The sequence below is a fragment of the Bacillus cihuensis genome, from assembly GCF_000504145.1.
Classification (GTDB): Bacteria; Bacillota; Bacilli; order Bacillales; family DSM-1321; genus Peribacillus; species Peribacillus huizhouensis.
This window is the reverse complement of sequence record NZ_AYSD01000033.1, coordinates 1-3,271: the sequence shown is the minus strand read 5'-3', so window position 1 is coordinate 3,271 and position 3,271 is coordinate 1. Positions and strand designations below refer to the sequence as shown.

The following is a 3,271-nucleotide window of genomic DNA, read 5'->3' as shown; positions in this document are numbered from 1 at the left end:
CTCCATGTCGTAGCTGGAGTAATATTGACTAATCGAACGCTTGTAAAATATATAGAAAACGTTGATGTTATAGCGTTTTTGATTTTTCCATTATCAAACACAATCATAAACTTTCAACCATCGGTGGGCAAATGATGGGCAAAGGGGGGCGTTTTTAAAAACGTCTTCCTTCTATTATTATAGCGTATTTTCGGATCGCTTCAAACTCTTCATTTTATTTCATCGAATGTTTTAACCTCACCCCTAATATTCTTCTTTTTCATCCAATCCTCAAATTTTCTTTTTCTCTCTTTGTTAGTTGTGAAAACACACAGTATAGGCATAGCCTTCTTTTTTAGTTCTGTGAGTACATCCGCATAAGCTTCAATCTTTTTGCGGTTGTCGACCATACTACGAGTATTATCAACTTCAATTAGGTGCAGGTACCCATTACGAGTAAAACATGCATCTGCAACAATCCTCTGCTTAACAAGCGTCATACCACCAAATAAGATTCCATGAGTATTTAACGGTTCTTTTTCAATCGTATATTCTGTTTTCCAATCAATCGGGCAGTTAAAGTAAAAGTACACCTCATTACCAAGCAAAGTATGTTCCATAAGGGAATTCTTTTTCATTTCTTTTGTGGATCCAATTAGCTCCCTTCCTTCTTTATTTAGATACAGTACCTTTTCCCTCTCAAACATCGTTTCATTAATATAGGGGGAAAGCTGTTTTACCACACGACAAGCATTGCTATAGCTTTTTAAATCATGGGTTAATTGTAGGTGACGTATTTTCGCCATCCCCAGTTTATCGATCATCGTTAACAGACTTTCGATTCTTGACTGCGTTGATGATAGCATCTTCTTTCGCCTCCATTTGAGTAAACATGTATTTGTCATCAATATAAGGCACTTGCACAGTACGTTTCTTTTCAATCTTATATATCGCCCTTCCCGGAATAGAAGGAAGATCTTCAGCTCCTATTTCATCCAGGATTACACGACTTGCAATTTGTGCTGCAGCTATGAAAGAAATCCTTGCAACAATATTCATTTTTACTTGCATAGGGACTGCTTCTTTTGTGGGATACTGAGTACAATAAAGGAGTCGAAGCCCTAGGCCTCCACCTATTCGGCTGATTTCAGACAAGGCAGACTGACAAAACTTCGCAAACTTCTTGCCTTCTCCTTCAATGATATTGGGCGATAATTCGGCTCCTTCATCCACAATTACAAAGGTTCTTTTCTTTATAGGAGAATCGACAATGTTTGTATACCCCACTTTTCGGAAGTTCTTTTCCTGCATCTTTAGATTCGCAACTATCTCATTTAATACCTCAGCAGCTTCGAATACATCAGAAGCTACAGCCTTTACTTGCGGAAGACCAATATATTTACCAAACTCAAGTCCACCTTTTAAATCCAGAAAGTAAAATTCTACATTCTCCATTTGGTTCATTAGTATTGTGTAAAATGCTTCTTTAATAAAAACTGTCTTACCAAACCTAGTTACACCACCGACCAACATATGGGGGTATTTTTCAAAATCATGATAAAGGATACCGGTGTGATTCTTCCCTATTGGAATCTCCCATGTACCCTCACGCAATAAATCATCTTTGTATTTCCAACTGGTGGGCAAACTTTGATTAAATACGTTGATTTTAAGCACCCCATCAAATTCGATTTCTATTTCTTTGTTTAATCCATCTTTGATAGCCGGAAGAACATTTTCTAAATCCTCAGAGGGTACACCAAATGGCAAAGAGTAGATGAAAGTCTTATATGCATTCTTGTCGTATTTACGAATTAATTTAGGATATTGAAACGAATCCCCTTTCTTAATCCCTACTTTGCAGTTTTCAAATATCAACTTAAGCTTCCTTTCATCTGACATTTTCTTTTTAGGCAACAAAGCGAATCCTAAAGCAATTGTTGGAATAGCTATCCATTCAATCATATAACCACCTACTTTTTATCTTTTCTGGATTGCAGAGCAAGACAGAAAAGAGGAATATGAAGTATTCCTGTTACAGTTTAAAAACACAATTCAGGACACGACAGACAATAATAAATAATGAACATTACATACTCCATTCAATAATCAACTATGTGGAATTTTGATTTCACAATCATCACAAGAATATTCTTGAGACTTCTTTCAACAAAAATAAGATGCTGCCATACTTGGCTACCTCCATAAAAAGAGTAAGTGCCATGTCGTTGATCTTTACTCCAGCTCCATCGAGCAAGGCGATCCCTCCCAATGTCACTCCTGTCACACCTACAAATACCATTCCGAATGTTATAGGGTCCATTTTCAATTCCCCTTTCCAGTTGATACTGTATTCTATGGATAAACGCCCAAAACTTGCTTGTCAGTACAGAAATATTTATATTTTTATACAGAAATACTTATAAAGGAATACATATATAAATGAAGAATATTATATTAGGTGATAAAATGAGGTGTCTTATAGGGGAATTAATCAATGAAAAAGGTTTTAAAGCAAAATATATCGCTGCACAATTAGGAGTAACGCCACAACAAATGTCTAATTGGGTAAACAATCGAAACTACCCGCCACTTGAAAAAGCTTTTAAATTGGCAAAAATATTAGGTGTTAAAGTGGATGATTTATATGAAGAGGAAGAATCGACGAAAGGGGAATTATGTTGAAGAAAATATTATTAACTTGCATCATTTTTTTACTTACTTTAGCATTGTCTGCTTGTAGTACTGATGAAAAAACCAGCGTTAAACAAACGAATGAGGTAAAAGTAAAAACAGAAGATTCTGTTGCAAATTCTAAAGAAGCTGCACAAAAAGATAAAGAACAGGAAAAATTAAAGGCTGAGGCAGAAAGAAAGATTGACACATCTATATTTGAGTACGCTAAACAGATTGAAGTTACAGATGCGATCGATATTAACCAACATGTCACTGTGGTTGTGACAATGGATAGCAAAACGCCACCCGGTTTAGCCACACAACATGTTGTAAATCAAACCTATGACTTTTTACAACAAGATGATATTAAAGACGCAAAAACAATATCGATTAACGTTAAGCAAGGTGAGCAAAAGATAGCGATGTTTTCAGTAAATAAAGATGAATTCAAGCCAAATGATGACGAACCAATGTCTGATTTGGTTATGGCTGCATCTACCATGGAATTCATGACTCCAGAAGTAAAAGAGTTCGGGGAAACCATGGATAGTTGGTAATACTGATTCGACAAACATAACAAAGCCCCTACTACTATGTAAAATTAAATAAAGAAATT

The 3,271-nt window shown here is 35.7% G+C and carries 5 protein-coding genes; 2 read left to right on the top strand and 3 right to left on the bottom strand.

Features of this window, described 5'->3' with window-relative positions; genetic code table 11:
* Positions 1-209 precede the first annotated feature (209 nt).
* The 3 genes from V179_RS0105440 to V179_RS0105430 all read right to left on the bottom strand — a co-directional run bounded on the left by V179_RS0105440 (position 210) and on the right by V179_RS0105430 (position 2,302).
* Positions 210-845: a hypothetical protein gene (locus V179_RS0105440; RefSeq protein ID WP_028390628.1), complete on the bottom strand. Its 636-nt coding sequence runs from the start codon at positions 843-845 to the stop codon at positions 210-212.
* On the bottom strand, positions 793-1,944 hold the full coding sequence (locus tag V179_RS0105435; protein WP_028390627.1) for an FtsK/SpoIIIE domain-containing protein: 1,152 nt from the start codon (positions 1,942-1,944) through the stop codon (positions 793-795). Before V179_RS0105435 ends, V179_RS0105440 begins: the two co-directional genes overlap by 53 nt.
* Before the next feature lie 175 nt (positions 1,945-2,119).
* Positions 2,120-2,302 (bottom strand): hypothetical protein, encoded by a 183-nt coding sequence (locus V179_RS0105430; protein ID WP_028390626.1) that lies wholly within the window; start codon positions 2,300-2,302, stop codon positions 2,120-2,122.
* 119 nt (positions 2,303-2,421) lie between these two features.
* On the opposite strand from V179_RS0105430, the gene V179_RS0105425 reads away from it, so the two are divergent.
* Together V179_RS0105425 and V179_RS0105420 are read left to right on the top strand one after the other, a co-directional pair.
* On the top strand, positions 2,422-2,664 hold the full coding sequence (locus V179_RS0105425) for a helix-turn-helix transcriptional regulator (protein ID WP_235178964.1): 243 nt from the start codon (positions 2,422-2,424) through the stop codon (positions 2,662-2,664).
* Entirely contained in the window at positions 2,661-3,212 is a 552-nt protein-coding gene (locus tag V179_RS0105420; RefSeq protein ID WP_028390624.1) for a hypothetical protein, read from the top strand. The genes V179_RS0105425 and V179_RS0105420 overlap by 4 nt, the downstream gene beginning before the upstream one ends.
* Positions 3,213-3,271 lie beyond the last annotated feature (59 nt).